This is a genomic window from Streptomyces smaragdinus (assembly GCF_009604385.1).
Lineage (GTDB): Bacteria > Actinomycetota > Actinomycetes > Streptomycetales > Streptomycetaceae > Streptomyces > Streptomyces smaragdinus.
In genome coordinates this window covers 1-25,533 of the sequence record NZ_WEGJ01000031.1, presented here as the reverse complement: position 1 = coordinate 25,533, position 25,533 = coordinate 1, and the positions used below count along the sequence as shown (strand labels likewise).

The following is a 25,533-nucleotide window of genomic DNA, read 5'->3' as shown; positions in this document are numbered from 1 at the left end:
GCGGGGCCGCCGTGGAACGGGGCCACCACCAGGACTGGATCGTCTGCGCGAACATGGGACGCACCTTACCCCGGACATCGGCGGCACGGGACCCGTACCGGGCAAGAGTCACAGGTGTCTCACAACGTGAGCAACGGCGGGCACAGGTGGGACAAGCCCGTACTCTTGGGCACGTGACTGACAGCCCTCACCTCGAGACGACTCCCGACGACGCCACCGGCGCGCGGTCCTGGCGTGACCTCCCCGCCGTGCAGCAGCCCGAGTGGCCCGACAGCCAGGCCCTGCGTGACGTGATCGCCGAGCTCGAGTCCTATCCGCCCCTCGTCTTCGCCGGCGAGTGCGACCAGCTGACCGAGCGGCTGGCGGCGGTGGCCCGCGGTGAGGCGTTCCTGCTGCAGGGCGGTGACTGCGCCGAGGCGTTCGACGGCGTCTCCGCGGACCACATCCGCAACAAGCTCAAGACGATGCTCCAGATGAGCGCCGTCCTGACCTACGCCGGCTCGGTCCCCGTGGTGAAGGTCGGCCGGATCGCCGGCCAGTACTCCAAGCCGCGCTCGAAGGCCACCGAGACCCGCGACGGCGTCACCCTGCCCGTCTACCGGGGCGACTCCGTCAATGGCTTCGCCTTCACCCCCGAGTCCCGCAGGCCGGACCCGCGGCGGCTGGCGCGGATGTACCACGCGTCGGCGTCCACGCTGAACCTGGTCCGCGCGTTCACCACCGGCGGTTACGCCGACCTGCGCCAGGTGCACGCCTGGAACCGGGACTTCGTGCGGTCCTCCCCCTCCGGCCAGCGCTACGAGGCCCTGGCCCGCGAGATCGACCGGGCCATGAACTTCATGAACGCCTGCGGGGTCGACCCGGAGGAGTTCCGCACGGTCGAGTTCTTCTCGTCCCACGAGGGCCTGATCCTCGACTACGAGTCGGCGCTGACCCGCGTGGACTCGCGCACCGGCGAGCTGTACGACGTGTCCGGGCACATGATCTGGATCGGTGAGCGCACCCGTCAGCTGGACCACGCGCACATCGAGTTCGCCTCGAGGATCCGCAACCCGATCGGCGTGAAGCTGGGCCCCACCTCCACCGCGGAGGACGCCCTGCAGCTGATCGACCGCCTCGACCCCGAGCGCACCCCGGGCCGGCTCACGTTCATCACGCGGATGGGCGCCGACAAGGTCCGCGACAAGCTCCCCACCCTGATCGAGAAGGTCTCCGCGCAGGGCGCCCAGGTCGTCTGGATCTGCGACCCGATGCACGGCAACACCTTCGAGGCGGCCTCCGGCCACAAGACACGGCGCTTCGACGACGTGCTGGACGAGGTCAAGGGCTTCTTCGAGGTCCACAAGGGCCTGGGCACCCACCCGGGCGGCATCCACGTCGAGCTGACCGGCGACGACGTCACGGAGTGCGTGGGCGGCGGCGACGAGATCTTCGTCGACGATCTGCACCAGCGCTACGAGACGGCCTGCGACCCCCGGCTCAACCGGTCGCAGTCCCTGGACCTGGCCTTCCTGGTGGCGGAGATGTACCGCGACCAGTGAGCCGCCGGGCCGGTGAGACACGGCTCACGCTTCTCCGGAGCCCCCGTGCCGGGTAAGGTAAGGGTTACCTTTCCTTCTCGCGCGGGGGTTCCCGTATGTACGTGTGCTCGTGCTTCGGCGTGACCGAAGAGCAGGTCCGCGATCACGCCGCCGCGGGCAGCTGCACCCCCCGCGCCATCGCCTCCGCGTCCGGGGCCGGGACGGACTGCGGCTCCTGTGTCCGCCGGATCCAGTCCCTGCTGGGCCGGGGCGCCGGCTGCCCGCGCGGTGACCTGATAGCCGCCAAGGCGCCCGAGGCCCTCGACTCCCGGCCCGGTGCCGCGCTGGCGGAGGCCGCGTAGCTTCCCCGTCAGCTCTCCGGCTGCTCGATGACCTGCGCGATGTAGAGCGCCTCGCCCAGCTTCTCGATCAGCTCCAGCTGGGTGTCCAGATAGTCGATGTGGTGCTCCTCGTCCTCCAGGATCGACTCGAAGATGTTCGCCGAGGTGATGTCCCCCTTGGTGCGCATGACCTCCACGCCCCGCTTCAGCCGGTCGATCGCCTCGACCTCGACCTGCCGGTCGGCCTGGAACATCTCGGTCACCGTCTGGCCCACCCGGACATGGAAGAGCCGCTGGTAGTTCGGCAGGCCCTCCAGGAAGAGGATCCGGTCCGTGAGGACCTCGGCGTGCTTCATCTCGTCGAAGGACTCGGCCCGCGTGGTCTTCGCGAGCTTCACCCAGCCGAAGTTCTCCTGCATCTTCGCGTGCAGGAAGTACTGGTTGATGGCGGTGAGCTCCGCCGTCAGCTGTTCGTTCAGGAATTCGATGACCTCGGGGTCGCCCTGCATGGCGTCGTGATCCTTCCGTTCCGACCGGATTGCTGCGCATCCTCGCACCGCCGTACGCCTTGGTCCAGTAAGTGCACGCTTACTATGAGTTGCCCTCTTATGCCCCGTACGGGCAGGCCCGGGGTCCTCTCATCGGTGTCCGTCTGCGACCATGGACCCATGGGTCAGCTCGAAAGCCGCGCGGGGATGCTTCCTCCGGGCCAGCGGCTCCAGAAGGGCTGGCCGGTCACCCACTACGGTCCGGTGCCCCGGTTCAAGCCGGAGCGGTGGGAGTTCCGGGTCTTCGGGGCCACCGCCGACGGGGGCAAGCGGTGCTGGAACCACGAGGAGTTCTCGGCGCTGCCGTACGAGACCGTGGTCGCCGATCTGCACTGCGTGACGAAGTTCAGCATGCTCGGCGCGGAATGGGGCGGAGTGCCGGCGAAGACGATTGCCCGGCTGGCGCCGCCCGCCGAGGACGTCACCCATGTGATGGTCTGGGCCGAGTACGGCTTCAGCTCGAATCTGCGGCTCGGTGACTTCCTCGCCGACGACACGATCTTCGCCACCCACAAGGACGGTGAGCCCCTCACCGCCGAGCACGGCTTCCCGGTGCGGCTCGTGGTCCCGCGGCTGTACGCCTGGAAGGGGCCGAAGTGGGTGCGGGGTGTGGAGTACATGACGGCCGATCGCCGCGGCTTCTGGGAGGAGCGCGGCTATCACAACATCGGTGATCCGTGGCGCGAGCAGCGGTACTCGTACCAGGAGGATCCGGGTGAGGGCCCGGAGCTGTAGCCCCGGGCCCTGTGCGTTTGTGCAGGTCAGTGGTACTGGTGCACCACCGCGTGGCCCTTGCCGCGGCCGATCAGCCAGCGGTTGACCGGGGTGGTGACGAGGAACGCGATCGCGAAGGCCAGGGCCAGGGTCAGCCAGAACTCCGCGTCCGCGAGCTGGGCCTCCATCGCGCCGGGGATCAGCAGGATCACGCCGTTGTCGACGGCCTCCATCACGATGATGGACACGGTGTCGGCGGCCAGCGCCACCCGCACGGCGGCCGCGAGGCCGACGCCGGCGCGGGTCACGCCGTACAGGGTGAATCCGTAGCCGAAGACGAACGCCAGGACGATCGCGAGGATCATCGTCGGCGCGTTGGACCAGCCGAACGCGGTGCCGATGACCATGCCCAGCACCTCGCCGACGGCGCAGCCGGTGAGGCAGTGGAGGGTGGCCATGGCGGCCATGGCCCAGGTGACGGCGCCGTGGCCGGCGTGGTTTCCGTGATCCGCGTGGGCGGCGTGCTGCGTGTGGTCTCCGTGGCCGGCGTGGTGGGTGTGGTCTGCGTGATCCCCGTGGCCGGTGTGCTGGGTGTGCTCCTGCATGGGGTCCTCCGGGATCGGGAACGGCTTCACTGTCCCGAACCATATACCCCCTAGGGGTATTCCGCCAGGACTGTTCCGCGAGCCCTGCTCAGCCCCGCCGCAGCCGCTTCAGCCGCCGGATGTCCCGTGCGTGCCCCTTCTCGTCCGGCCCCCCGGGCGTCTCGATGACCAGCGGCACCCCCTCCGTCGCCGGATGCGCGAAGAGGTCCCGGAACGCGGCGTCACCGATCCCGCCCTTCCCGATGTTCTCGTGCCGGTCCAGCCGGGAGCCCACCCCCGCCTTGGAGTCGTTGGCGTGGATCAGCTTCAGCCGCCCCTCGCCGGCCACCGCGACCAGCTCGTCCAGCAGCGCCTTCGCCCCGCCGTCGGCGGCCAGATCGTGCCCCGCGGCGAAGGCGTGGCAGGTGTCGAGGCAGATCCCGAGCCGCGGATGGTGGTCCAGCGCGTCCAGATACGGGCCCAGGTCCCCGGCCGGCGAGCACAGGGAGAAGCCCCGGCCGGCCGTCGGCTCCAGCAGGAACAGGGGGTCGTCGTCCCGGTCCAGCCCGTCCAGCAGCGGCAGCACCAGCTCCCGCACCTGCCGCAGCGCCGTCTCCCGGGTGCGCCCGCCGGTCGCCGAGCCCGTGTGGACCACGACGCCGAGGGCGCCTATTTCCCGGCCGCGCCGCAGTGAGTGCCGCATCGACACGACGGACGACGCCGCGGTGGCCTCGCTGTGCGAGCCGAAGTTGATCAGGTACGGGGCATGCACGTACACCGGCAGCCGCGCGTCCGCGCAGCCCGTACGGAACGCCTCGTCCTCGCGCGGGTCACCGTCCGGCGTGGCCCAGCCGCGGGCGTTCGCCACGAAGACCTGCAGGGTCTCGGCGCCGATCTCCCGGGCCCGGGCCAGGCCCCTGCGGGCGAGTCCGCCGGCCACCGGCACATGGCTGCCGACCGGGTTGCGCAGCCGGGCGGGAGAGAGTCCGCGGGGGCTCACTCACTTGATCCAGATCGTGATCTCGCTGCCGCGAGGTGCCTCGTCGCCGCCGTCGGGGGACTGGTTGAAGACCTTGTCCCCGAAGAAGACGCTGTTGCGGTTGACCGTGAAGCCCGCCGCGACCAGCTGCTCCTCCGCCTCGTCCGCCGACAGGCCCTCCACGTCCGGCACCTCGACCAGGTCCTGGCCCTTGGAGATCGTCAGCGTGATCCGCTCGCCCTCGGCGGCCTCCGAGCCCGGGGTGGGATCGGTCGCGGCGACCTTCCCCTCGTCCTCGGCGGAGAACTCCCGCTGCGGGGAGACGTCCACCGTGAAGCCGGCGTCCTCGAGCTCCTCGACCGCGTCGCCCTCGTCCTCGCCGACGACGTCCGGCACCTCCACCGGCCGGCCCTTGCTGACGACCAGCGGGACCGCCGTACCGCCCTTGACGTCCTCGCCCGCCGCGATCCCCGAGGAGATCACCGAGCCGCGCCGGTACGAGTCGTGGAACTCCTCCGTGACCTTCCCGGCGACCAGCCCCACCCGCTCCAGCGTCTTGCGCGCCTGGCCGAGGGTCATGCCCTCCAGCTGCGGTACGGGCACGACCTCCGGGCCCCTGGAGATCACCAGCCGCACCGTGCCGTGGTCGCGGATCCGCTCGCCCTGGCCGGGGTCGCTGCTGATCACGTGGCCGCGCGCGACCGTCGCGTCGAACCGCTCCGTGGTCCGGTAGCGCAGCCCCGCCTGCTCCAGGGCCTTGCCGGCCTGCGCCTCGGTCTTGTCGATCACGAGCGGGACCTTGGTGAACTGGCCCGAGTTGATGTACCAGACCCCGGCCCCGACTCCGAGCACGAGCAGCGCCGCCAGCAGCGCGATCAGCCCGCCCCGGGGCCCGCCGCGCCGCGGCCGGGCGCCGGGCCGCGGGCCGGGCGGCGGCTGCGGGGGCTGGGGCGGCGGCACCGGGAGCACGCTGGTGCGGTTCAAGAGGGCGGCCTGCTGGGGCAGCACGCTCGTCAGATTCTCCGAGCCGCTGCTGTCCTCGCGCAGCGCCGTCGGCGGCAGCGCGTCCAGCTGGGCCTCGGTGAGCGCCGCGCGGGCCGCCCGGGTCTTCGAGAACAGCTCCACCGCGTCGGCGGGGCGCCGCTGCGGGTCCCGGGCGGTGGCCGCCAGCACCAGGCCGTCCAGCTCCGGGGCCACTCCGGGGGCCAGCTCGGAGGGCAGGCCGACGTCCTCGTGCAGCGCCTGGTACAGCACCTGCGCCGGGCCGTCGCCGCGGTGCGGCTTGTGGCCCGTGAGCATCTCGTACAGCAGCACCCCGCACGCGTACACGTCGACGCGCGGCGTCGTCGTACCGCCCTGGATCTGCTCCGGGGCCAGATACGACACCGTGCCCATGACCCGGCCGGTGGCGTTCGTGGAGTGCGTGTTCACCGCCCGGACCAGGCCGAAGTCCGCGACCTTGACCCGGCCGTCGTCGCCGATCAGCACGTTCTCCGGCTTCATGTCCCGGTGGATCAGCCCCGCCCGGTGCGCGGCGCCGAGCGCCGCCAGGATGGGCTCCAGGATGTCGAGGGCGGCCCGCGGCTGCAGGGCGCCGCGCTCGCGCAGCACGTCCCGCAGGGTGCAGCCGGCGATGTACTCCATCGCCAGGAAGACGTACGGGCCGTCGATGCCCTGGTCGTACACCCCCACCACATTGGCGTGCGCCAGCGCCGCGGCGGCCTTGGCCTCGCGGATGAAGCGCTCCACGGAGTCCTGCTCGGCGGCCAGCGCCGGGAGCATGACCTTCACCGCGACCACCCGGTCCAGCCGCAGGTCCAGGGCGCGGTAGACCGTGGCCATGCCGCCGGCGGCGATCCGCGCGTCCACGCGGTACCGGCCGTCGAGCGTGCGGCCGACCAGGGGGTCGTGAAGGGTGGTGTCCACGGTTGTGGATTCTACGAGGTCGCGCCGACAGGGCCGCCGTGTTCCCGCAGGCTGCAGCAGGAATGCAGCATTCCCGTGACCGGGCGCACGCCTGTGCCCCCTAGTCGAACGCCGGATGCTCCGGGTCGTCCAGCGTCGCCCGGCCGTCCACCGGCGAGCTGGCGTGCGCGAAGCGACGGCGCGGGATGCGGCCCGCGCGGTGTGCCAGGCGGCCCGCCGCCACCCCGTGCCGCATCGCCGTCGCCATCAGCACTGGGTCCTGCGCCCGCGTCACCGCCGACGCCAGCATCACCGCCGCGCAGCCCAGCTCCATCGCCAGCGCCGCGTCCGAGGCCGTCCCGGCGCCCGCGTCGAGGATCACCGGGACCTCGGCGCGCTCCACGATCAGCTCGAAGTTGTGCGGGTTGCGGATCCCCAGCCCCGAGCCGATCGGCGATCCCAGCGGCATCACCGCCGCGCAGCCCACGTCCTGCAGCCGCCGCGCCAGCACCGGGTCGTCGCTGGTGTACGGCAGCACCGTGAACCCGTCGTCCACCAGCGTCTCCGCCGCGTCCAGCAGCTCCACCGGGTCCGGCAGCAGCGTCCGCTCGTCGGCGATGACCTCCAGCTTCACCCAGTCGGTCCCCAGCGCCTCCCGGGCCAGCCGCGCGGTGAGCACCGCCTCGCCCGCGGTGTAGCAGCCGGCGGTGTTCGGCAGCACGGCGATCCCGTGCTTCTCCAGCACGGACAGCACGGACCCCCGCACCCCGGGGTCGAGGCGGCGCATGGCCACCGTGGTCAGTCCGGTGCCGGAGGCCAGCAGGGCCCGCTCCAGGACGTCCAGGCTCGGCGCGCCGCCGGTGCCCATGATCAGCCGGGAGCCGAAGGCCTTACCGGCGATGACGAGGGGGTCGGTCGTACCGGTCACGGCGGTCACCCTCCCTGCACGGCGGTCAGCACCTCGACCCGGTCGCCGTCCCCGAGGAGGGTGGCGGACCAGCGGGTACGGGGGACGACGGTTTCGTTGACGGCCGCCGCGATGCCCGTCGGGGCGGTGGTGAGGGCGGCGACCAGGGCGTCGAGGGTGAGCCCGGCGGGGGGCAGCTCGCGCGGCTCGCCGTTCACGCGGATCGTGCTCATACGGTCGTCAGCTCCCGTCCGGTGAACCGGCCGGCCGTGAAGGGCCGCGCCTCGGGCGGCAGCTCGCCGGACGTCAGCGCGTCGGCGAGGGCGTCGCCGGTCACGGGGGTGAGGAGCACGCCGTTGCGGCCGTGGCCGGTGGCCAGCAGCAGGCCGTCCAGGGCGGTGGCGCCGAGCAGCGGGGCGTTGTCGGGGGAGACGGGACGCAGCCCGGCGGACGTCTCCACCAGGGCCAGCTCGGTCAGCCCGGGCAGCAGCTCGTGCGCGTCGCGCAGCAGCTCGTACACCCCGCCGGCCGTCACCGTGGTGTCCCAGCCGCGCTCCTCGCTCGTCGCCCCGATCACCAGCTCGCCGCTCTCCCGCGGTACGAGATACACCTGCGACCCCCGGACGACCGCCCGCACCGTCCGCGACAGGAACGGCCCGTGGCCGCCGTCCGGCATCCGCAGCCGCACCACCTGCCCCTTCACGGGACGCACCGGCGGCATCAGCTCCGGCGGCACCCCCGCCAGCCCGCCGCTCCAGCTCCCGGCGGCGAGCACCGTCCGCCCGGCCGCGACGGCGGTGCCGTCCTCCAGCACCACCCCGGCGGCCCGCCCCCGTACGACGGTCAGCTCCCGCGCCCGTACGCGGTGGAACACCACCCCCGCGCGCTCGCAGGCGGTCACCAGGGCCCGGGCCAGCAGCCGCGGGTCCGCCTGATGGTCGCCGTCCACCCGCAGCCCGCCGCGCACCCCCGGCGCCAGCATCGGCTCCAGCCGGCGGCACTCGCGGCCCGCCAGCCATTCCGACGACAGCCCCAGCTCCCGCTGGAAGGCGTGCAGCTCCTTCAGCTGGGCCCGGTCGTCGGCGTCGAGCGCGACGGCGAGCGTCCCGCACGTGCGGTAACCGACGCCCGTCCCGGCGGCCTCCTCGAGCTCCGCCGCGAAGGCGGCCCAGCGGCGGGCGGACGCCAGCTGGAGGGCGAGCAGCCGCTGCTCGCCGTAGTGCAGTTCGGTGACGGGCGCGAGCATCCCCGCGGCGACCCGCGCCGCGCCGCCGCCGGGCGACGGATCGGCGAGGGCCACGGACAGCCCGCGGCCGGCCGCGCGCCAGGCCGTGACGAGGCCGATGATTCCTCCGCCGACGACGAGGACGTCGCGGGCACCTTCGGACGATATGACTGGCCGCATGACGGGACAGCCCCTCCCTTCGCCGGCATGACCCGGATCAGGTTCGTACGGTCGGGGGCCGCCAGCCCCCCTCTCAGCCCGGTGCGCCGGGCTCCCGCGAGTGGTCTTTGCCCGCAGCCTAGCGCTCCGGCCCGTTCACTTGAACGGCCGGGACCGCCGGCGTACGGATCACTTGGCCAGGAACGCGGTGAGCCCGTCGAGCAGCATGCCGCTGCCCTGCTTCGCCATGTCCCGCTCCTCCTCCGTGTCGCACGACTGGCTGACGGTGAACTCCGTGCCGCCGTCGACCGCGCGGAACGTGCAGTCCATCAGCGACTGGCCGCCGGGGGTGTCCATGCCCACGACCAGCCTCTCGTTCTCCTCGACCCCGGCGTACGAGCCCGTCAGCGGGAACGCGCTGCCGTCGGGCGTCAGCATGGTGGCCGCCCACGTGCCGCCCGGGCGGACGTCGAGCGACACCGAGCCCGGCACGGCGTTCGCCCACTGCTCGTACTGCCCGGGCACGGTCCAGGCCTGCCAGACGCGCTCGACGGGGGCCTCGAGGACACGGGTCAGGGTGTAGTCGTACGACACGGTGGTCTCCTTCGTCGGGGGCCCCGTCCTGCCGGGGCGCTCACAGGGATGGACCGGGGGCTCCGGAGAAAGTCATCGAAGGACGGGAGACTTGTCACCCGGGCGGCCAAACCCGCTGTTCCGGCGGCGGGCTGACCTATGGTGACCCCGTGACTGAGCGGACGAGGGATCAGCGGGCCGTCATCGTCGGGGCCGGGATGGCCGGGGTGCAGACGGCCGTCGCGCTGCGCGAGCAGGGGTGGACGGGGGACATCACCCTCATCGGCGCCGAACCGCACCAGCCGTACGACCGGCCGCCGCTGTCGAAGGCGGTGCTGCTGGGCAAGGCGGAGGACTCCGCGTTCGATGTTGACTTCGCCGGTCTGGGAATCGAACTCCGCCTCGGCGAGGACGTGCTGTCCCTCGACGCCGTACGGCAGGCCGTCACGACGGAGGCCGGCGACGTCCCGTACGACACCCTCGTCGTCGCCACCGGCGCCGAACCCGTACCGCTGCCCGGCACCGAGGGCGTGCCGGGCGTCCATCTGCTGCGCACCCTGGACGACGCGGACCGGCTGAAGCCGGTGCTCGCCGCGCGGCACGAGATCGTGGTGGTCGGCGCCGGGTGGATCGGCGCGGAGTTCGCGACGGCGGCCCGGGAGGCGGGCTGCGCGGTGACCGTGGTGGAGGCGGCGGACCGGCCGCTGGCCGAGGCGCTGCCCGCGGAGGTCGGTTCGGCGATGACCGCCTGGTACGCGGACGCCGGTGTGCGGCTGCTCACCGGGTCGGCCGTGACGAGGGTGTCGGCCGGCTCGGTGGAGCTCGCCGACGGCAGCCGGATCACGGCGGACGCGGTGGTGGTCGGCATCGGGGCGCGGCCGGCGACGGGCTGGCTGCGGGGCTCGGCGGTGGAGCTGGCCCGGGACGGGTCCGTACGGGCGGACGACCGGCTGCGTACGAGCGTGGCGGGGGTGTACGCGGTGGGGGACTGCGCGTCGTTCCCGTCCGCGCGGTACGGGCGGCGGCTGCTGGTGCACCACTGGGACAACGCGCTGCAGGGGCCGGCCACCGTGGCGGCGAACATGATCGCCGACAGCACCGCGGACCCGGCGCGGGTGGTCTACGACCCGGTGCCGTACTTCTGGTCGGAGCAGTTCGGGCGGTTCGTCCAGTACGCGGGGTACCACGGCGACGCGGACACGATGGTGTGGCGGGGGGATCCGGCGGGGGCCTCGTGGTCGGTGTGCTGGCTGCGGTCGGGGGTGCTGGTGGGGCTGCTGGCGGTGGGCCGGCCGCGGGATCTGGCGCAGGGGAAGCGGCTGATCGCGGCGGGTGCGGCGCTGTCCGCGGAGCTGGCGGGGGATCCCGCGGTGCCGCTCAAGTCGGCGGTCGCCCGGTGACGTGTGGCAGTGGGGTGACCCTCTGATGGACGTGCCCCGTTCCGGGTGTCGGTCGCAGATGGCACGCTTGTCCTTGTGACCGAGATTGACGCAAAGACCGAAGCACTCGTAACCGCGTGGCTGACCCTGCCCGAGATCGCCGAGAGGCTGGGGGTGGAGGTGACGCGCGTACGCCAGATCGTGAAGGAGGGGCAGCTCATCGCCGTGCGGCGGGGGGAGAACCGGGCGCTCCACGTTCCCGCCGACTTCGTCGGTGAGGACAAGATCGTGAAGGGCCTCTCCGGGACCCTGACGCTGCTGAAGGACGACGGCTTCAGCGACGAGGAGGCCCTGGAGTGGCTGTTCACGCCCGATGAGTCCCTGCCCGGGACGCCCGCGCAGGCGCTGCGCGAGAACCGGGGGACCGAGGTCAAGCGCAGGGCGCAGGCGCTGGCGGTGTAGCCGGGGCCCTCACGCCCCGCGCAGCCGCCGCGCCAGGTCCCTCGCCGCCGACTTTGGGTCCTCCGCCTCCGTGAGGGCCCGGACGACCACGACGCGCCGGGCGCCCGCCTCCAGGACCTCGTCCAGATTCGACGCCGAGATGCCGCCGATCGCGAACCAGGGGCGGGACGTCCCCAGCGCGGCGGTGTGGCGGACCAGGGACAGGCCCGGGGCCGGGCGGCCCGGCTTGGTGGGGGTGGGCCAGCAGGGGCCCGTGCAGAAGTAGTCCACCCCCGGCTCCGCCGCGGCCGCCGAGGCCTCGGCGGGGGAGTGGGTGGAGCGGCCCACCAGGACGCGGGAGCCGAGGATCGCGCGGGCGGCGGGGACCGGGAGGTCCCCCTGACCCAGATGCAGCACGTCCGCCCCCGCCGCGTGGGCGACGTCCGCGCGGTCGTTCACCGCGAGCAGCTTCCCGTGCCGGCGGCACGCGTCGGCGAAGACGGTGAGCAGCTCCAGCTCCTCCCGGGCCTCGAGCGTCTTGTCCCGGAGCTGGACGACGTCCACCCCGCCGGCCAGGACGGCGTCCAGGAACGCGGGGAGGTCCCCCCGCGCCTTGCGGGCGTCGGTGCACAGATAGAGCCGTGCGTCGGACAGCGGCATGGGAATCCCCCTCGGGGTCGGCGTCGCGCGCAAGGATTGTGCCGCAGCCGGGGACGGGCGGGGACAGCCGGGGGACACACCCGCGCGCCCGCGTTCCGCTCGTACACAAGACCGATCCCGAACATTGAGACAAATCGCACTGGACCTTGGCGCCCGCGGCTACCGGACGGTTAGCCTGCCACGTATGGCCCACGGCACTGCGTCGACCAGGACCGATCGAGCGATCACCGTTCGGGAACTCCTTGCGTCCGGAAATCAGTCGTATTCGTTCGAGTTCTACGCCCCGAAGACCCCGAAAGGCGAGCGCACCCTCTGGGACGCCGTCCGCCGAATCGAGTCCGTGGGACCGACGTTCGTCTCCGTGACCTACGGCGCCGGCGGCTCGTCCCGGGAGGGCACCGTCCGTGCGACGGAGCGGATCGCCGCCGAGACCACGCTGACCCCCGTCGCGCACCTCACCGCCGTGAACCATTCCGTCGCGGAGCTGCGCAACATCATCGGCCAGTACGCCGACGCCGGTATCCGCAACATGTTCGCCGTCCGCGGCGATCCGCCCGGTGATCCCACGGGCGAATGGATCCGGCATCCGCAGGGCGTCGGCTTTGCCGCGGATCTGGTGAGTCTGATCAAGGAATCCGGCGATTTCTGCGTCGGTGTGGCCGCATTCACCAACATGCACCCGCGTTCGACGGACTGGGACACGGACATCCGGCACTTCGTCGACAAGTGCCGCGCGGGCGCCGATTACGCGATCACGCAGATGTTCTACTACGCCGAGGACTATCTTCGGCTGCGGGACCGGGCCGCGAAAGCGGGCTGTGAGCTGCCGATCATCCCGGAGATCATGCCGGTCACCAATGCCGGTCAGATCGAGCGGTTCGCGCAGCTCACCAACGACGAATTCCCGCGCGAGCTCGCGGACCGTATTCTCGCGGTCAAGGACGACAAGGCAGCGGTACGCTCCATCGGCATCGAGTACGCCACGGAGCTCGGTGCGCGGCTGCTCGCCGAGGGAATCCCCGGTCTGCATTTCATTACGCTCAACCACTCCACGGCGACGCTGGAGATCTACGAGAACCTCGGGCTGCAGCAGCGGTCCCGACAGCCGGCATGATGCGGCGGAAAGCGGGCGGAACATGGGCGACGGCATGAGAACTGTCCTGTACATCGCCTTCGCGGCCGTAACCCTGTGGCTGCTGTGGGAAGTCCTCATGCAGTACAAGGCCCGGCTGCGCTGGCGGGTCGTCGCCCTCGGCGGCTTCCTGCTGGTGGCCGGCGGTCTGTTCGTGCTCGGCAGCCGGCTCGTCATCGCCCTGGGCGCCGTCCTGTTCGCCTGGGGCCAGGTGAAGGTGACGCTCTCGTACCGCAGCGGTTTCTCCGACGGCTGGTCGCTCGGCCCGCACGACGACGAGGACGACGAGGACGACCGCCCCCGCCCGCCGCGCCGCCGCGAGGCCGCGTACGACGACTACGACGAGCCTCCCGCCGCCGCCCCGCTGCCCAAGCGCAGCCCGCCGTTCGAGCCGGCCGAGCCCGCCCCCGCGGGCCAGTTCTCCGCCTTCGGCGACGGCCCGCAGCCCGCCGCCCCGGCCGCCCCCGGGGGCTACGACGGGTACAACGGCGGCTACGACACGGGCGGTTACGCCACCACCTCCGCGGGGTACGACACCGGCTCGTACCAGACCACCGGCGGCTACCCGGGCCAGGACCAGAGCCAGGGCGGCCAGCAGTCGTACGCGCAGAACGACTCGTACGCCGGCTACAGCGACCCGTACAGCGGGACGCAGTACGCCACCCCCTCGTACTACGACGGCGGCAACGGCTCGTACGACACCGGCTCCTACCAGACCACCGGCGGCTACGACCCGCAGGCGTACGGCGGCGACCAGGGCACCGGGGGCTACCCGGCGCAGGGCGGCTACGACTCGGGGCAGTACCCGGCGCAGCAGCCCGGCGGCTACGCGCCGGACGGCACCTGGGTGCCGCAGCAGCGCGAGGGCGAGGACTACGACCCGGGCCAGTACCCCTCCCAGCAGGGCTACCCGGGGTACGACGGCCAGTACCGCTACTGAGAGCCGCGGAAGTCCGCGCCCTCCACGATCAGCCCGGCGACGAGCGCACCGGACATCCCCGCGTGCGCGAGTCCGCCGCCCGGGTGCGACCAGCCGCCCACCGCGTACAGGCCGGGCAGCGCGGTCGTGTTCCCCTGCGTCAGATACGCGCCGCCCGCTCCCGCCAGCGCCGGCCCCGGTACGCCGCCGCCGACCGCGCCCGTCTCCCGCTCGGTGTCGGCGGGGGTGCGCACCTCGCGCCACAGCGTCCGCCCGCCGAGCCCGGGCACGGCCGCCTCCGCCGCGCGGACCATCGCGTCGGCGAACCGCCCGGCGACGTCCGCCTTCCCCCAGTCCTCCCCGGTCGGCACCACGGCGCTCAGCGTCACCGCCTCGTGCCCGCCGTCCGGCCGCCTCCCCGGGTCGTCGGGCCGCAGCACGGTGACCGTCGGCGCGTCCACCGCCAGCCCCCCGCGGAACACCCACGCGGCCTCCGCCTCCCGTGCGGCGCCGTGCACCACCGTGCGGTGGACGGCGTCCGGCTCGCGCCCGCCGCGCAGCGCCAGACAGACGACCACCCGCCCCGGCATCCCCACCCGACCGGACGCCTCCTCCTGCGGGGTGGGCCCCGGCGCGGCGCCGCCCAGCGCCTCGAGCGCGGCCGGTGACACCCCCGCGACGACGTGGGCGGCGGCGCGGGTGCCCCCGTCCGCCAGCCGGACGCCGGCCGCCCGGCCGTCCGCGGTGACGAGGCCGGTGACGGCGGCGCCGAAGACGAACTCCACGCGGCGCTCGAGGCACCGCTCGTACACCGCCGTGGCGAGGGCGCGCGTCCCGCCGTTCACGTACCAGCTGCCGAAGGTCTGCCGCAGGTACGGCAGCACGACGGCGGCCGCGGGCGCCCGCAGCGGGTCGAAGCCGTACGACAGGGCCTCCTCGGTGAGCATCAGGCCCAGCCGCGGATCCCCCAGCTGCTCCCGGCGGACCTCCTCCAGCGTCCGCGCCCGTACGGTGCGCCGCCGGCGCAGCAGCCCGCCGCGTACCTCCACGGGGGGATACGGGTCGGCGGCCAGGGCCCGCCAGTCGCCGGTCAGGGGCTCCTCCAGCAGCGGGCGGCGGGTGGCGTCCCAGACGGTGCGGCCCCGGTTGACCAGGTCCGCCCACTCCTGCCCGGCGCCCGGGGCCACCCCGGCGTCCAGGGCCCGGATCACGCCGCCGCGGGAGGCGGGGAGGGTGACGGCGGTGCCGTCGGGGAAGACGTGGCGGACCGCCGGATCGAGGGCCGTCATCCCGACGACGTCCTCCAGCGCGCGCCTGCCGGTCTTCACGAAGAGATCGCGGTACACGGCGGGCAGCCGCAGCAGCCCCGGTCCGGTGTCGAAGCCGAAGCCGTCGCGGGTGAGGGACCGTACGGCCCCGCCGTAGGTGTCGCCGCGCTCGTACACCGTCACCCGGTGCCCGGCCGTCGCCAGCCGCGCGGCCGCCGCCATGGCGCCGAGTCCGGCGCCGATCACCGCAATCCCTGCCATGCCCGGACTCTAGCCCGCGATCACCCCCGGGCCTCCGGCCGGACGGGCCGCTCAATCCGGCCGGGTGCTCTCCCGGCGTGGCGCCCGGGGCCCAGCTCTGAGTACGCGTACCCAGAGGGAGAGATGAGTACCTGACCGGATGGCTGTGACCTGCGGGGACGGCAGAGTGGTGGACAGGTCGGGCGACACCGCGCAGCCCGCACCGCCGGCACGGGGCGGCGGAGCGGGCCGCGGGGGAGCCCGGCTCAGGGGGAAAGGAAAGGCGCCGCTCCGGGCGGAACGACGGGGGATCGTTCCGCTTCGGGGCGGCGCGTCCGTGTGCGTGCCCGCTCTCCCGAATTCTCCCTCCCTGTGTCGCTCTCTGCATCGAACATGCATACAACGTGCCTGGTCAGAGCAGATTGTCAGTGGTGTGCCCCACGATGGGTACATACGACCGAACAGGACGTGACACAGGAGGCAGAGATGGCAGTCAAGCCGACACGCCGTGCCGCTGCTGCTTACGGCCCCCCAGCGGCCGCGTTTGATCCGTCGGGCCGGCCCATGGCCCCGCGCGCCGCGCTCGAGCTCCTCGCCCAGGCGCACGCCGGCCTGGAGGAGGCCGCCGTGCTGGAGACGGCCAACGAGCGCTACGCCACGGCGCATCTGGCCGCGCTGCGCACCGCGGCCGCCGTGCTCGCCGTGCGCGGGCGCCCCGAGGAGTCCCCGCGGCGGCGGGGGCGCATCCGCAGCGCCTGGGAGGTGCTCCCCGAGGTCGCTCCCGAACTGGCCGAGTGGAGCGCCATGTTCGCGGCGGGAGCCCGGATACGGGCCCGGGCCGAGGCCGGCATCGAGGGAGCGGCCACCTGGCGGGAGGCCGACGACCTGGTGCGCGCCACGGGGATGTTCGTGCGCATCGTGGAGCGCACGATGGTCCTCCAGCCGCTGCTGCCCCGCCAGGGGGAGGCGGACCGGGCCTGAGCCCCGGCCGGCGTACGCGGGCCCCCGCGGCCGCACGCCGCGCCGCCGCACCGGGTCGGAGCAGGGCCTAAGCTGGGCCCCGCCAGAGCCGGAGCACCTTACGGAGCACATCCATGTCGCAGGACCAGAGCAGCGAGTCGCCGGCCGTGCCAGAGGGCGGCCACGGGCAGAAGGGGAGCACCCGGGCCCAGGCGCGGACGGCGGTGGTCTGGCAGGTGCTGAAGGAGGCGCTGGACCGGCAGGCGAAGGCCGGCCCCTCGCCCGTGCTCGACGTCCTCGACACCGGGGGCGGCACGGGCAACTTCGCCGTGCCGATCGCCGCCCTCGGCCATCGCGTCACGGTCGTCGACCCCAGCCCCAACGCCCTCTTCGGCCTCCAGCGGCGCGCCGCCGAGGCCGGCGTCGCCGAGCGGGTGCGCGGGGTGCAGGGCGACGCGCACGGGCTGTTCGAGGTCGTCGAGCGCGGCGGGTACGACGCGGTGCTGTGCCACGGGGTGCTGGAGTACGTGGACGATCCGGCGGAGGGCATGCGCAACGCGGTGGCGGCGCTCCGTCCCGCCGCCGGGACGCTGAGCGTGCTTGCGGCCGGGGTCGGCGGCGCGGTGCTCTCCCGGGCGCTGGCCGGCCACTTCACCGCCGCGCGCCGCGCGCTGACCTCCCCCGAGGGCAGCTGGGGCGGCAGCGACCCGGTGCCGCGGCGCTTCACGCCCGGTCAGCTCCGTGACCTCGTCCGGGCCGAGGGGCTGGAGATCGCCGCCGTGCACGGGGTGCGGATCTTCTCCGACCTGGTCCCCGGCGGGCTCGCCGAGCAGGAGGCCGGGGCGCTGGAGGCGCTGCTGGAGCTCGAGCTGGCGGCGGCCGAGTCCCCCGCGTTCCAGGCGGTGGCCAGCCGGCTCCATCTGCTGGCCGTGCGCGGCTGACGGGCCGTTCCCGGGCCCCGTCCGGACGGCGGGCCGGCCGTCGCGGCGGACGCCGATTTCGCGGGGCCGATCATGTGATTTCGGGGCCCCGGCTGGGCATGACGTTGAGCAGAAGGTGCGGGTGTCCGACAGCGGTTTGCGGGGGGAGGGTGACGGTCCGGGCGCAGTCCGGGTGCAGTAGGCCACAGACCACCCGTTCGGCCGCTCGGCCCCGTATCATCTGGAGACATGGTCCGCCTTTGCGGATCGGCGGATTTGGCGCAGAGGGGCGGGTTTCACGGGTGCGATTCCCCGCATATCCTGAAGGGGACCCCTGGTCGCTCCCCGCGACCGACGAGTAGGAGGACTCCGTGCCGCTCTCTGAGCACGAGCAGCGCATGCTCGAGCAGATGGAGCGAGCGCTGTACGCCGAAGATCCCAAATTCGCGACAGCGCTTGAGGGAAGTGGGCTGCGTGTCCACACCCGTCGCCGGGTGTACCAGGCCGTGGCCGGATTCCTGGTGGGTATCGCGCTCCTGATGACCGGTATGGTCGCCAAGCAGATCTTGGTCGGCGTGGTGGGCTTCCTCGTCATGCTCGGCTGTGCGGTGCTGGCGGTGACCGGCTGGCGCAAGGCGGGCAAGCCGGGCGAGGCCCAGGCGCAGCCGTCTGCGGGTTCGGGATCGCGCCGGCAGGGGCGCCGCAAGCGCTCCGTGATGAACCGCATCGAGGACCGCTGGCAGCGCCGGCGGGACGAGCAGCAGTAGGCGGCCCGGGGCCGACGGCCCCGCGGTGACGCGGCCGGGACACCCGGCCCCCGGCTGTGCTCCGGCACGCCCACACCCCGCGCCGAAGGGCGCGGGGTTTTGTATGCCCGGCGTGCGGGCGCCCCGGCCCGCCAGGGGGACCGGGGCGCCTCGCCGTACCAGGCCTCGGGGGCGCTACGAAGCGGGCGCTACGAAGCCCCCTCCCGCCGGGGCCGCAGCCGCATCCCCGCGGCGCGGACGGCCTCCGACCACCGCTGCGTGCGCTCCGACCACGCCTGCGACCACGCCCACGCCACCTGCGCCGCCGACCGCGGCGCCAGCCGTGCCCGCAGCCGTACCCGGCGCGGCGCCGCCGCCCCCAGCCCGGCGACGACCCGCCGCACGTCACCGGCGACCCCCGCCGCCGGCTCCGCGGCCGGCGCGTACAGCACCCGCTCGACCGCCGTGGCCACCCGGTGCGCCGCCGCCGACGCCTCCGCGTCCAGCGACCCGAGCCGGATCAGCCGCACGACGGCCTGCCGCGGCGTCAGCGCGTCGTCGGGCGGCACCCCGAAGTCCCACGCGCTGTCACCGAGTTCGGCCCACGCCGCCAGCGCCGGCGCTCCGCGTGCCAGCCGCGCCCGCCGTGCCCGGCGCCGCCACAGCGCCGGGGCCGCCAACAGCAGCAGCACCAGGGCCACCAGTACCAGCCCGGCCACCACCGGACCGCTGAAGAAGCCGTCGTCACCCCCGGTGTCCAGGGCCCCCGCGGGCGCCTGCGAGCTGCAGCCCGCCGGGTCGATGTTCCGCAGCGACGCCGGGCACCCGGAGGTGCTGGGCAGCGGCGCGGCCGGGGCGGTGTCGGTCGGCGCCGCCGAGGGGTCCTGCCCCTTGTTGCGCGGCGTCGTGCTGCTCGACTCGCCCAGGGAGTACGACGGTACGGAGCCCCGGGTCGGCGTCGGCTCGAACCGGGTCCAGCCCACGCCCTCGAAGTACAGCTCGGGCCAGGCGTGGGCGTCCTTCAGCCCCACGCTCATCACCCCGTCGCCCTGGTCCTTGCCCGGCGTGAAGCCGACCGCGATCCGCGCCGGGATGCCCAGCGAGCGCGCCATCGACGCCATGGCGAAGGAGAAGTGGACGCAGAAGCCCTTGCGGTCCTTCAGGAACTTCACGATCGCCTGCGGGTCGTTGCGGTCGAGGTCGACGCTCGTCTCGTAGGTGAAGCTGCCCTGGAAGTACCGCTGCAGGGCGACCGCCTGCTCGTACTTGTTCGTGGCGCCCTTGGTGACCTCGACCGCCTTCTGCCGCACCTCCGCGGGGAAGCGCGGCGGCAGCCGGGTGTACTCCCGCGACAGCTCCACCGGCGGCGGGCCCGCCGCGGCGAGCTGCCCGGCGGTGGGCTGCACCTCCAGCGTCGTGAGCCGGTAGCGCTCGCCGCCGGTGTCCTGGCCGTCCGTGCCGACGACCGTGCGGCCCTCCGGCTCGAAGCGCCAGTCGTCGCCGACGTCGACGGACGCCGCCGGATACGGCATCGGCAGCCACTGCTGCTGGTACCACTTCTGCGCCTGGACCTGCAGATCGACCGCGTCCACCTGGAGGTCGCCGAGCGTCATGCCCTGCGGCTGGGGCAGCCGGTCCGGGACCGGGCGGATGTCCCGGCGGCTCGCGGTCCACATCACGCCGTCGAAGCGGTCGAGGGCGATGAACCGCAGATACAGGTTGTGGTCCTTCTTGTCGGAGGCCCGGTACGTCAGTACCTCCCGGTCGTCCGGCTGGTTGAGGCTCTCCTGCAGCTGGACCACCGGGTTGACGGCGTTGACCAGCCCGCCGTCGCCGTTCCCCTTGCCGGTCCCGGTGCCCGCGCCCTCCAGCAGCCCGCCGCTCAGCGACGGCAGGACCGCCGGCGCGATCAGCGCGAGGCCCAGGGCCATCGCCCCGATCCGCCGTCCGGTGCGCATGGGCGTGACGGGCCGTGTCCCGCTGTCCGTGCCGGGGCGGCCCGGCGGTCGGGTGCCCAGGCCGCCGAAGACCCGCCCCCACTGGGAGAGCCGCTCGCGGCCCTCCGCCAGCAGCAGCGTCAGATAGCCGCAGGCGGCGAGCAGGAACAGCAGCCAGCCGTTGTCGTCGTTGATGCCCGACGCCACCGAGTACAGCGCCAGCAGCGGCAGCCCCGCCGGGGCCGCGCTGCGGTACGTGGCCGCCAGCGCGTCCACCAGGATCGCCACGGCCGTCACCCCGGTGAGCAGCAGCAGCCGGATCCCGTCGCCGACGGGGGCGGGGATGGCGTAGTCCCGTACGTCCTGACCGCCGCTCTCGTACAGGTCGGCGAAGTGCCGGATCGCCTCCGGCCCCGGGATCAGCCCGGCGAACGCCTGGCTCGCGGCGAACATCAGCGTCAGCAGCATCACCGAGACCAGCACCTGCAGGGCCACCGTCGCCGGCCGCGCCAGGGGGATGCGCCGGCCGACGACGCCCGTCCCGGTGACCACCGACACGACGAACACCGCCTGGAAGTACCAGCCGGCCCCGTCCGTCAGGGGCAGCAGCGCCGTGGTCGTCAGCAGCGTCGCCGTCCACGCGGCGAACGCCAGTCGTCCCCGGCCGCTCAACATGTCCCCACCCTTGCCTCACGTGTCCCGTGCATCGCCCTCACACCCCCGCCTTCAGCTGCTGCGCCTGGCCCTCCGCCTGCCGCCACAGCTCCGGCAGCCGGTCGCCGGGCCGTACCGGCAGCGCCGTCCAGCCCGCCTCGCGCAGCAGCTGGACCTGGTCCTCGAGCCGCCGGGCGTCCGGCTCGTCGTCGCCCGCCGCCGACCACGCCGCGCTGTCCAGCAGGAACGCGATCGCCGCGCCGGAACGCCGGCGCATCCGCGCCACCAGGGACACCGTGTCGTCGTCGAGCTCGCCGATGAACGCCACCAGCAGCCCCTCGTGCCCCGAGCGCAGCACGTCGAACGCCGCGGACAGGTCCTCGGAGGCGGAGTGGTCGATCACCGCGAGGGTGTCGAGCATCAGCCCCGCCGCGTCCGCCGAGTCCGAGTGGGCGCCGTGTCCCCCGCCCGCCGACTCCGCGCCCGGCACGCTGTCACCGGTGTCGGTGAGCAGGCGTACCGCGTAGTCGCGCTCCAGCATGTGCAGCGCCGTGGACGCGGCGCCGGAGACCGCCCACTCGAAGGCGGAGTCCGGCCCGGCGCCGTAGTAGCCGACGCGCCGGGTGTCCAGCAGCACCGTGCACCCGGCCCGGTGCGGCTGCTCCTCGCGGCGCACCATCAGCTCGCCGTAGCGCGCCGTGGACCGCCAGTGCACCCGGCGCAGATCGTCGCCGTGCCGGTACTCGCGGGGGATCACGTCGTCCTCGCCGGCCAGCGCCAGCGTGCGGCGCCGCCCGTCGCCCCAGCCGGAGGATTCCCCGGCCAGCCGCACGGGCGGCAGGGGCTCCGTCTTCGGTACGACGGTCAGCGTGTCGTACGCGCTGAAGGACCGCGTCAGCTCGCACATCCCGAACGGGTCCGTCAGCCGCATCTGCAGCGGCCCCAGCGGATAGCGCCCGCGCAGATCGGAGCGCACCCGGTACGACACCTCGCGCCGCCCGTTCGGCTCCACCCGGTCCAGCACGAACCGGGGCCGCGGCCCCAGCACGTACGGCACCCGGTCCTGCAGCATGAGCAGGCCCGTCGGCAGCCGCGAGGCGTTGTCCAGCCGCAGCTGCACCCGCGCCTCGGAGCCGGCCGGCACCCGGGCGGGCGAAAGCTTCCTGCTGCCGGCGACCCGGTAGCGCGTACGGTGCAGCGCCACCACGCACACCAGCGGCAGCGCCGCCAGCAGCAGCCCCACCCGCAGCAGGTCGTCCTGCCCCAGGATGTAGCTGCACGCCGCGGCGGCGACCCCCGCGGCCAGGAAGGACCGCCCGCGTGTCGTCGTACCGGCCAGGGCGATGCGCAGCCCGCCGGGCTGCTGGTCCGAGCCGGCCGGCGCGTCGGCCGCCATCAGTACCTCCGGGCGTCCGGCGCCTGCTGGTTGTACACCTGGCCGGCGGGACTCTTGCCGCGGGTGTCCGCGGCCGGTACGGGCGTGCGCTGCAGGATCTCCTCGACGACCTGCTCGGCGGTGCGCCGGTTCAGCTGGGCCTGCGCGGTCGGCAGCAGCCGGTGCGCGAGCACCGCCACGGCGAGGGCCTGTACGTCGTCCGGCAGGGCGAACTCCCGGCCGGCCAGCGCCGCCGTCGCCTTCGCGGCGCGCAGCAGATGCAGCGTGGCGCGCGGCGAGGCGCCCAGGCGCAGCTCGGGGTGGCTGCGGGTGGCCGTCACCAGGTCCACCGCGTAGCGCCGGACCGCGTCGGAGACGTGCACCGTGCGCACCGCGTCGATCAGCTTCTGGATGTCGTGCGCGTGCGCCACCGGCTGCAGATCCGTGAGCGGCGAGATCCCGCCGTGCACGTCCAGCATCTCCAGCTCGGCCTCGGCGCTCGGGTAACCGATCGACAGCCGGGCCATGAAACGGTCGCGCTGCGCCTCCGGCAGGGCGTAGGTGCCCTCCATCTCGATGGGGTTCTGCGTGGCCACCACCATGAACGGGCTCGGCAGCTCGTACGTCTGCCCGTCGATGGTCACCTGCCGCTCCTCCATCGACTCCAGCAGCGCCGACTGGGTCTTGGGCGAGGCGCGGTTGATCTCGTCGCCGATCACGATCTGCGCGAAGATCGCGCCCGGCTTGAACTCGAAGTCCCGGCGCTGCTGGTCGAACACGCTGACGCCCGTGATGTCCGACGGCAGCAGGTCCGGGGTGAACTGGATCCGCCGCACCGAACAGTCGACGGACTTGGCCAGCGCCTTGGCGAGCATCGTCTTGCCCACGCCCGGCACGTCCTCGATCAGCAGATGCCCCTCGGCGAGCAGCACCGTCAGCGCCAGCCGTACGGCCTCGGGCTTCCCCTCGATGACGCTCTCGACCGACCTGCGCACCTGCTCCGCTGTGCTGGTCAGATCGCTGAGGCTTGATCGCTCGTCATACGTCGTCACCGGCCCTCCTCGGCCCGTCGTGGACCGGATCGCACACATACCACCCGGCCCGCCCCGATACGCGTGGCGCACCGCGGCGTCCGGGCATCCGGACGGCGTGCTGCCACTCAGGCATTCTTGCTGCCGAACGGCCGATTAGTCACGGGTGTTCCCTCATTACCCGGAGTGATGGCGCGAGTTGTTCCCCGCGCCACCGCCGTACCGGAGGGATTTCAGCGGGGCAGGACCTCGCGCAGGAGGCCGGTGTGGACGTCGAAGACGAAGCCGCGGACGTCGTCGCGGTGCGGCAGGAACGGGGAGGTGCGCACCCGCTGGATCGACTGGCGGACGTCCTGGTCCAGATCCCGGAACGCCTCCACGGCCCACGCCGGACGCTGGCCGACCTCGGCCTCCAGCTCGTAGCGGAAGTCCTCGGTGAGGTCGAGCAGACCGCAGCCGGTGTGGTGGATCAGCGCCACGCTGCGGGTGCCCAGCGCGCGCTGGCTGATCGTCAGGGAGCGGATGATGTCGTCGGTGACGACGCCGCCCGCATTGCGGATGGTGTGGCAGTCGCCGAGCTCCAGGCCCAGCGCCTCGTGCAGGTCGAGACGGGCGTCCATGCAGGCCACGACGGCCACGCGGAGCACGGGCGCGGCGCCCATCCCGGGGTCGGTGAAGGTGTCGGCGTAGACGGAGTTCGCGGCGACCAGCCGGTCGATGACGTGGTTGCCGGGGGTGTCGCTGTCGGCTGCGGTGGGCAGCGGCTCTGCGGCGGGTATCGACATAGGCATGACGGTAGCGTTTTGCGCCCTCCCCGCCACCGGCCGTCTCGTTTCCATGGCGTAATCTGCGTCTCACTTCGCCGTCAATCTGCCGGTCAGGCGGTGTCTCGCCGCTTTTGCGCACGGGCTTCGATAGGGTGACCTGCGCAGGTGGGAGGCCTCCCGCCGACCCGTTCCCCGGCGCGGCAGAGCCGGACGGAGGCAGGGCCAGTGAGAGAGGGCGCGTTGACCGAGGCACGGCACGTTCCGGTGATGCTCCAGCGGTGTCTGGACCTGCTGGCCCCCGCGCTCGAGGCCCCCGGAGCCGTGGTCGTCGACTGCACCCTGGGCCTGGGCGGACACAGCGAGGCGCTGCTCGCCCGCTTTCCCGGCGCCCGGCTGGTGGCCCTGGACCGGGACACCGCCGCGCTGGAGCTCTCCCGTACCCGGCTGGCCCCGTACGGGGACCGGGCGACGCTCGTGCACGCGGTGTACGACGAGCTGCCCGCCGTCCTGGCCGGGCTGGGCATCGCGTCGGTGCAGGGCGTCCTCTTCGACCTCGGGGTCTCCTCCATGCAGCTGGACGAGGCCGACCGCGGCTTCGCCTACGCCCAGGACGCGCCGCTGGACATGCGCATGGACCAGACGAAGGGCATCGGCGCCGCCGAGGTCCTCAACACCTATCCGCCGGGCGAACTGGTGCGGATCCTGCGGGCGTACGGGGAGGAGAAGCAGGCCAAGCGGATCGTCTCCGCGGTGGTCCGCGAGCGGGAGAAGGAACCGTTCGACCGCAGCGCGCGTCTGGTCGAAGTGATCCGTGACGCCCTGCCGCAGGCCGCCAAGCGCACCGGGGGCAACCCCGCGAAGCGGACCTTCCAGGCCCTGCGCATCGAGGTCAACGGCGAGCTCGAGGTCCTCGGGCGGGCGATCCCGGCGGCCGTCGGGGCGCTGGCGGTGGGCGGACGGATCGCCGTGCTGTCGTATCACTCGCTGGAGGACCGTCTGGTGAAGCAGGTACTGGCCGCCGGCGCCGCGAGCACCGCGCCGCCCGGACTGCCCGTGGTCCCGGAGCGGTACCAGCCGCGGCTGAGGCTGCTGACCCGCGGCGCCGAGCTGCCCACGGACGAGGAGATCGCCCAGAACCGCCGCGCGGCGCCCGCCCGGCTGCGCGGCGCCGAGCGGCTGCGGCCGGAGGTGGACGCGTGAGACGCCCCGCGCCCGGCCGGCTGTCCCGGCTGGTCCCCACCGGGACCACGGCCGCCGCCCGCACCCCCTTCGTCCTGCTGGTCGTGGCGCTGCTCGGGGCCGGGCTGATCGCCCTGCTGCTGCTCAACGCGGCCGTCAACCAGGGGGCGTTCGAGCTGGGCGAGATGAAGAAGGACACCACCTCCCTCACCGACGAGGAGCAGCGGCTGCAGCGCGAGGTCGACGCCTACACCGCGCCCGACGCCCTCGCGCGCCGCGCCGGGGAGCTGGGGATGGTGCCCGGGGGCTCACCCGCCTTCCTCGACCCCGGCGGCACGGTCCGCGGCACCCCGAGCCCCGCCCCGCCGCCACCGCCGCAGGAGCAGGAGCGCTAGCCGATGCCCAAGGTCCCCGGCCCGTCCCGCCCCCCGGGCGGCGACACCCCCCGCCGCCGCACCCCCGCAGGCCGG

26 protein-coding genes and 1 riboswitch are annotated in these 25,533 nt (G+C 73.6%); of the genes, 12 read left to right on the top strand and 14 right to left on the bottom strand.

The window, feature by feature from the left end; genetic code table 11:
* Positions 1 to 173 precede the first annotated feature (173 nt).
* On the top strand, positions 174 to 1,541 hold the full coding sequence (locus tag SRB5_RS27355; protein WP_323378558.1) for a class II 3-deoxy-7-phosphoheptulonate synthase: 1,368 nt from the start codon (positions 174 to 176) through the stop codon (positions 1,539 to 1,541).
* 95 nt (positions 1,542 to 1,636) lie between these two features.
* Complete coding sequence (locus SRB5_RS27350) at positions 1,637 to 1,882, top strand: (2Fe-2S)-binding protein (RefSeq protein ID WP_153456113.1); 246 nt, start codon at positions 1,637 to 1,639, stop codon at positions 1,880 to 1,882.
* Between the two features lie 8 nt (positions 1,883 to 1,890).
* Here the strand turns inward: SRB5_RS27350 and bfr are convergent, their stop codons facing one another.
* A complete protein-coding gene (gene bfr / locus SRB5_RS27345; protein WP_153456112.1) occupies positions 1,891 to 2,370 on the bottom strand; it encodes a bacterioferritin in 480 nt (159 codons plus the stop codon).
* 159 nt (positions 2,371 to 2,529) lie between these two features.
* On the opposite strand from bfr, the gene SRB5_RS27340 reads away from it, so the two are divergent.
* Positions 2,530 to 3,144, top strand: a complete 615-nt coding sequence (locus tag SRB5_RS27340) for a sulfite oxidase-like oxidoreductase (RefSeq protein ID WP_153456111.1) — start codon at positions 2,530 to 2,532, stop codon at positions 3,142 to 3,144.
* Between the two features lie 26 nt (positions 3,145 to 3,170).
* Here SRB5_RS27340 and SRB5_RS27335 read toward each other — a convergent pair whose 3' ends face one another.
* From SRB5_RS27335 to SRB5_RS27305, 7 genes are all read right to left on the bottom strand, one after another.
* Complete coding sequence (locus SRB5_RS27335) at positions 3,171 to 3,728, bottom strand: DUF4396 domain-containing protein (protein WP_153456158.1); 558 nt, start codon at positions 3,726 to 3,728, stop codon at positions 3,171 to 3,173.
* 88 nt (positions 3,729 to 3,816) lie between these two features.
* Positions 3,817 to 4,707: a deoxyribonuclease IV gene (locus SRB5_RS27330; RefSeq protein ID WP_323378556.1), complete on the bottom strand. Its 891-nt coding sequence runs from the start codon at positions 4,705 to 4,707 to the stop codon at positions 3,817 to 3,819.
* Complete coding sequence (gene pknB, locus SRB5_RS27325; protein WP_323378554.1) at positions 4,708 to 6,612, bottom strand: Stk1 family PASTA domain-containing Ser/Thr kinase; 1,905 nt, start codon at positions 6,610 to 6,612, stop codon at positions 4,708 to 4,710.
* Between the two features lie 100 nt (positions 6,613 to 6,712).
* Positions 6,713 to 7,459, bottom strand: coding sequence for a thiazole synthase (locus SRB5_RS27320; RefSeq protein ID WP_153456155.1), 747 nt, complete (start codon positions 7,457 to 7,459; stop codon positions 6,713 to 6,715).
* A gap of 65 nt (positions 7,460 to 7,524) precedes the next feature.
* The gene (thiS, locus tag SRB5_RS27315; protein ID WP_153456110.1) at positions 7,525 to 7,731 is read right to left on the bottom strand and encodes a sulfur carrier protein ThiS; all 207 of its coding nucleotides are present in this window, start codon (positions 7,729 to 7,731) and stop codon (positions 7,525 to 7,527) included.
* Positions 7,728 to 8,903 carry a glycine oxidase ThiO gene (gene thiO / locus SRB5_RS27310; RefSeq protein ID WP_153456109.1) on the bottom strand — a complete coding sequence of 392 codons (1,176 nt, stop codon included), beginning with the start codon at positions 8,901 to 8,903 and terminating at the stop codon, positions 7,728 to 7,730. The genes thiS and thiO overlap by 4 nt, the downstream gene beginning before the upstream one ends.
* Positions 8,901 to 9,011, bottom strand: a riboswitch (TPP riboswitch). It overlaps the preceding gene by 3 nt.
* Positions 9,012 to 9,071: 60 nt before the next feature.
* Complete coding sequence (locus tag SRB5_RS27305; protein ID WP_323378552.1) at positions 9,072 to 9,476, bottom strand: SRPBCC family protein; 405 nt, start codon at positions 9,474 to 9,476, stop codon at positions 9,072 to 9,074.
* A gap of 149 nt (positions 9,477 to 9,625) precedes the next feature.
* Between SRB5_RS27305 and SRB5_RS27300 the strand changes: the two genes are divergently transcribed.
* Complete coding sequence (locus SRB5_RS27300) at positions 9,626 to 10,855, top strand: NAD(P)/FAD-dependent oxidoreductase (protein WP_323378551.1); 1,230 nt, start codon at positions 9,626 to 9,628, stop codon at positions 10,853 to 10,855.
* 75 nt (positions 10,856 to 10,930) lie between these two features.
* The gene (locus SRB5_RS27295) at positions 10,931 to 11,296 is read left to right on the top strand and encodes an Rv2175c family DNA-binding protein (protein ID WP_323378550.1); all 366 of its coding nucleotides are present in this window, start codon (positions 10,931 to 10,933) and stop codon (positions 11,294 to 11,296) included.
* A gap of 9 nt (positions 11,297 to 11,305) precedes the next feature.
* On the opposite strand, the gene thiE is transcribed toward SRB5_RS27295, so the two are convergent.
* Positions 11,306 to 11,935 carry a thiamine phosphate synthase gene (gene thiE, locus SRB5_RS27290; protein ID WP_153456108.1) on the bottom strand — a complete coding sequence of 210 codons (630 nt, stop codon included), beginning with the start codon at positions 11,933 to 11,935 and terminating at the stop codon, positions 11,306 to 11,308.
* Positions 11,936 to 12,119: 184 nt separating this feature from the next.
* Here thiE and metF point away from each other — a divergent pair, with 184 nt between their 5' ends.
* Both metF and SRB5_RS27280 read left to right on the top strand, forming a co-directional pair.
* Positions 12,120 to 13,049, top strand: coding sequence for a methylenetetrahydrofolate reductase [NAD(P)H] (metF, locus tag SRB5_RS27285; protein ID WP_153456107.1), 930 nt, complete (start codon positions 12,120 to 12,122; stop codon positions 13,047 to 13,049).
* Positions 13,050 to 13,083: 34 nt separating this feature from the next.
* A complete protein-coding gene (locus SRB5_RS27280; RefSeq protein WP_228390489.1) occupies positions 13,084 to 14,007 on the top strand; it encodes a hypothetical protein in 924 nt (307 codons plus the stop codon).
* Here SRB5_RS27280 and SRB5_RS27275 read toward each other — a convergent pair.
* A complete protein-coding gene (locus tag SRB5_RS27275) occupies positions 14,001 to 15,515 on the bottom strand; it encodes a phytoene desaturase family protein (protein ID WP_153456105.1) in 1,515 nt (504 codons plus the stop codon). The genes SRB5_RS27280 and SRB5_RS27275 overlap by 7 nt on opposite strands.
* 465 nt (positions 15,516 to 15,980) lie before the next feature.
* On the opposite strand from SRB5_RS27275, the gene SRB5_RS27270 reads away from it, so the two are divergent.
* From SRB5_RS27270 to SRB5_RS27260, 3 genes are all read left to right on the top strand, one after another.
* A complete protein-coding gene (locus tag SRB5_RS27270; protein WP_153456104.1) occupies positions 15,981 to 16,475 on the top strand; it encodes an SAV_6107 family HEPN domain-containing protein in 495 nt (164 codons plus the stop codon).
* 113 nt (positions 16,476 to 16,588) lie between these two features.
* Positions 16,589 to 17,395 carry a methyltransferase gene (locus tag SRB5_RS27265; protein ID WP_153456103.1) on the top strand — a complete coding sequence of 269 codons (807 nt, stop codon included), beginning with the start codon at positions 16,589 to 16,591 and terminating at the stop codon, positions 17,393 to 17,395.
* 350 nt (positions 17,396 to 17,745) lie between these two features.
* A complete protein-coding gene (locus tag SRB5_RS27260; protein ID WP_323378548.1) occupies positions 17,746 to 18,141 on the top strand; it encodes a DUF3040 domain-containing protein in 396 nt (131 codons plus the stop codon).
* A gap of 188 nt (positions 18,142 to 18,329) precedes the next feature.
* Here the strand turns inward: SRB5_RS27260 and SRB5_RS27255 are convergent, their stop codons facing one another.
* From SRB5_RS27255 to SRB5_RS27240, 4 genes are all read right to left on the bottom strand, one after another.
* A complete protein-coding gene (locus tag SRB5_RS27255; protein WP_153456150.1) occupies positions 18,330 to 20,729 on the bottom strand; it encodes a transglutaminase family protein in 2,400 nt (799 codons plus the stop codon).
* Positions 20,730 to 20,769: 40 nt separating this feature from the next.
* Complete coding sequence (locus SRB5_RS27250) at positions 20,770 to 22,107, bottom strand: DUF58 domain-containing protein (protein ID WP_153456102.1); 1,338 nt, start codon at positions 22,105 to 22,107, stop codon at positions 20,770 to 20,772.
* Positions 22,107 to 23,138, bottom strand: a complete 1,032-nt coding sequence (locus tag SRB5_RS27245) for an AAA family ATPase (protein ID WP_323378546.1) — start codon at positions 23,136 to 23,138, stop codon at positions 22,107 to 22,109. Before SRB5_RS27245 ends, SRB5_RS27250 begins: the two co-directional genes overlap by 1 nt.
* 212 nt (positions 23,139 to 23,350) lie before the next feature.
* Positions 23,351 to 23,902 carry a beta-class carbonic anhydrase gene (locus SRB5_RS27240; RefSeq protein WP_153456100.1) on the bottom strand — a complete coding sequence of 184 codons (552 nt, stop codon included), beginning with the start codon at positions 23,900 to 23,902 and terminating at the stop codon, positions 23,351 to 23,353.
* 222 nt (positions 23,903 to 24,124) lie between these two features.
* Between SRB5_RS27240 and rsmH the strand changes: the two genes are divergently transcribed.
* Complete coding sequence (gene rsmH, locus SRB5_RS27235; RefSeq protein ID WP_153456099.1) at positions 24,125 to 25,084, top strand: 16S rRNA (cytosine(1402)-N(4))-methyltransferase RsmH; 960 nt, start codon at positions 24,125 to 24,127, stop codon at positions 25,082 to 25,084.
* On the top strand, positions 25,081 to 25,458 hold the full coding sequence (locus SRB5_RS27230) for a hypothetical protein (protein WP_407703987.1): 378 nt from the start codon (positions 25,081 to 25,083) through the stop codon (positions 25,456 to 25,458). The genes rsmH and SRB5_RS27230 overlap by 4 nt, the downstream gene beginning before the upstream one ends.
* The last annotated feature ends 75 nt before the right edge of the window (positions 25,459 to 25,533 follow it).

Coding starts and splice junctions, on each gene's coding strand:
- thiE (WP_153456108.1), bottom strand. CDS start 11,935: ATGCCGCTGTCCGACGCACGGCTCTATCTGTGCACCGACGCCCGCAAG.
- bfr (WP_153456112.1), bottom strand. CDS start 2,370: ATGCAGGGCGACCCCGAGGTCATCGAATTCCTGAACGAACAGCTGACG.
- SRB5_RS27275 (WP_153456105.1), bottom strand. CDS start 15,515: ATGGCAGGGATTGCGGTGATCGGCGCCGGACTCGGCGCCATGGCGGCG.
- SRB5_RS27320 (WP_153456155.1), bottom strand. CDS start 7,459: ATGGGCACCGGCGGCGCGCCGAGCCTGGACGTCCTGGAGCGGGCCCTG.
- SRB5_RS27350 (WP_153456113.1), top strand. CDS start 1,637: ATGTACGTGTGCTCGTGCTTCGGCGTGACCGAAGAGCAGGTCCGCGAT.
- SRB5_RS27250 (WP_153456102.1), bottom strand. CDS start 22,107: ATGGCGGCCGACGCGCCGGCCGGCTCGGACCAGCAGCCCGGCGGGCTG.
- thiS (WP_153456110.1), bottom strand. CDS start 7,731: ATGAGCACGATCCGCGTGAACGGCGAGCCGCGCGAGCTGCCCCCCGCC.
- SRB5_RS27270 (WP_153456104.1), top strand. CDS start 15,981: ATGGCAGTCAAGCCGACACGCCGTGCCGCTGCTGCTTACGGCCCCCCA.
- SRB5_RS27265 (WP_153456103.1), top strand. CDS start 16,589: ATGTCGCAGGACCAGAGCAGCGAGTCGCCGGCCGTGCCAGAGGGCGGC.
- thiO (WP_153456109.1), bottom strand. CDS start 8,903: ATGCGGCCAGTCATATCGTCCGAAGGTGCCCGCGACGTCCTCGTCGTC.
- SRB5_RS27340 (WP_153456111.1), top strand. CDS start 2,530: ATGGGTCAGCTCGAAAGCCGCGCGGGGATGCTTCCTCCGGGCCAGCGG.
- SRB5_RS27335 (WP_153456158.1), bottom strand. CDS start 3,728: ATGCAGGAGCACACCCAGCACACCGGCCACGGGGATCACGCAGACCAC.
- metF (WP_153456107.1), top strand. CDS start 12,120: ATGGCCCACGGCACTGCGTCGACCAGGACCGATCGAGCGATCACCGTT.
- SRB5_RS27240 (WP_153456100.1), bottom strand. CDS start 23,902: ATGTCGATACCCGCCGCAGAGCCGCTGCCCACCGCAGCCGACAGCGAC.
- SRB5_RS27280 (WP_228390489.1), top strand. CDS start 13,084: ATGAGAACTGTCCTGTACATCGCCTTCGCGGCCGTAACCCTGTGGCTG.